This is a genomic window from Pseudomonas sp. 24 E 13, assembly GCF_900004715.1.
GTDB classification, from domain to species: domain Bacteria; phylum Pseudomonadota; class Gammaproteobacteria; order Pseudomonadales; family Pseudomonadaceae; genus Aquipseudomonas; species Aquipseudomonas orientalis_A.
Window position 1 is genome coordinate 1 of record NZ_CVTO01000024.1, and the last position, 2,033, is coordinate 2,033.

2 protein-coding genes and 1 pseudogene are annotated in these 2,033 nt (G+C 65.6%); all 3 read right to left on the reverse strand.

The annotated features are described in order from the left end of the window. A partial coding sequence (cbiB, locus tag BFP90_RS00915) for an adenosylcobinamide-phosphate synthase CbiB (RefSeq protein WP_065895742.1) occupies positions 1 to 713 on the reverse strand: 713 nt, incomplete at its 3' end. Continuing rightward, entirely contained in the window at positions 710 to 1,360 is a 651-nt protein-coding gene (bluB, locus tag BFP90_RS00920; protein WP_065895743.1) for a 5,6-dimethylbenzimidazole synthase, read from the reverse strand. The genes cbiB and bluB, both read right to left, overlap by 4 nt. Next, positions 1,357 to 2,033 (reverse strand): annotated as a pseudogene (locus tag BFP90_RS00925) (cobyrinate a,c-diamide synthase); the annotation flags it as partial. The gene bluB and the pseudogene BFP90_RS00925, both read right to left, overlap by 4 nt.

Here is a 2,033-nt window from a genome sequence, read left to right on the forward strand (position 1 = left end):
ATCACCGGTCCGGCGTTGGGGCTGTCCCAGGTCGGCCCCTGGGTGCGCCAGCATCTGAGCGCCAGCCGCGTCTTGCCCAGCAGCGCGTAGGTTAATGCCACCAGACGTGCAGGAATATAGTTGAGCCCATCGTCGATCTTCGCCGCGGCCCAGCCGAAGCGCTCAAAGCGTTCGTTGCGATAGCCCCACATGGCGTCAAGGGTGTTGCTCAGGCGATAGAGCACCACGCCCGGCACGCCGGCGACCACAAACCAGAACAGTGCGGCGAACACCGCGTCGCTGCCGTTTTCGAGCACCGACTCGGTGGCGGCGCGGGCAACCTCGGTGTGATCCAACTCGCTGGTCTGGCGGCTGACCAGATAGCTCACGCGTTTGCGCGCCTCTTCCAGGTCATCGCTGCGCAAGGCCTGGGCAACCGGGATCACATGCTCCCCCAGGCTGCGCATGCCCAGGGCGCAATACAGCGCCAGGATTTCCAGCACCCAACCGATATAAGGCGCCCAGGATAATGCGGTGGCGAGCAGGGTCAGCGGCACTACCGCGATAAACCACGCGGTCACGCCATGGCTGCGCCAGCCACGGCCCCCCGTGTTGAAACGCTGCTCGATACGCCCGGCAAAATTGCCGAACGCCACCAGCGGATGCCAGCGCCTGGGCTCGCCCAGCAGCGCATCCAGCGCCACGGCGGCGACACACAGCAAGGCCACACTCATTGACTCACTCCCCACAGGTTTTCATACAGCATGTCACTCAATGGCCGAGGTTCGGTCCAGCCTTCGAGTTGCAACATCGGTGCCGGATAGAACGCGGCGACCGGCCCCAGGCACAGCACCGCCAGGGGTTTTGCGCCCGCCGGCAACCCCAGCAGGTCGGCCAGGGCCTGGGGTTCGAACAACGAGACCCAGCCCATGCCCAGGCCCTCGACGCGGGCGGCCAGCCACAGGTTCTGGATTGCGCAGGACAAGGACGCCATGTCCATTTCCGGCAGGGTGCGCCGGCCAAAGATGTGCCGCTCGCGATCGTCCATCAGTGCTGCCACCAGCACTTCGGCGCAGTCGTGGATGCCTTCGACCTTGAGCTTCATGAAGTCGTCGGAACGCTCGCCCAGGGCCTCGGCGGTGCGGATGCGTTCTTCTTCCACCAGTTGTTGAATGCGGCCCCGCAATTGACGGTCGCTGATGCGGATAAACCGCCACGGCTGCATCAGGCCGACGCTCGGCGCCTGGTGGGCGGCCTGGAGCAGGCGTTGCAGTAATTCAGGCGCGACGCTGCCACCGCTGAAATGGCGCATGTCGCGGCGTTCGGCGATGGCGCGGTAGACGGCTTGGCGGTCGGCCTCGGGGAAGGCGTGGTCAGTCATGGCCTCATCGGGGGCAAGCCCCCTCCCACATTGGATGGGGTTTCAACTCGGTCAATTGTGGGAGGGCCGGTGCGACGATTCGACTTGCCCCCGATAGCGGTACCGGGACCTGGCGCAAACAAAGCGGCCACCGCCGCCGGGTTCGACGGAAAGTAAAAGTGCACATAGGAGGCCGTCATCCGCCCCTGCCGATACACCGCCTCGGCCCCGCGCCCGCCATTGGGGCTGAGCCCGCGGGCGATCGGCTCACACTCAGTGCTGGTCAGGGAGTGGTGATAGGTATGCCCGCGCAACGTGCCCTCGGGCAGCTCCACGCTTTGCAGCGCCAGGGCCGCCAATTTCTTTTGCATCACGGCGTCGCCCTGCAGCAGGCCGAGCAGTTCGGCGCGGTTGCCGTCGACATCGGTAAGCGAGTCGAGCAGGTACAGCATGCCGCCACACTCGGCGAGCAATGGCTTGCCGGCGGCGTGATGGGCGCGGATTGCCTCAAGCATCGCGGTATTTTGCGCCAGCGCCAGGTGATGCAATTCCGGGTAGCCACCCGGCAGGTACAGGCTGTCGGCGTCAGGCAACGCATGATCGTGAAGGGGCGAGAAGAACGTGAGCTGCGCGCCCATTGCCCGCAGCAGGTCGAGGCTGGCGCCGTAGGTAAAGGCGAAGGCTTCGTCACGGG

Coding starts and splice junctions, on each gene's coding strand:
- bluB (WP_065895743.1), bottom strand. CDS start 1,360: ATGACTGACCACGCCTTCCCCGAGGCCGACCGCCAAGCCGTCTACCGC.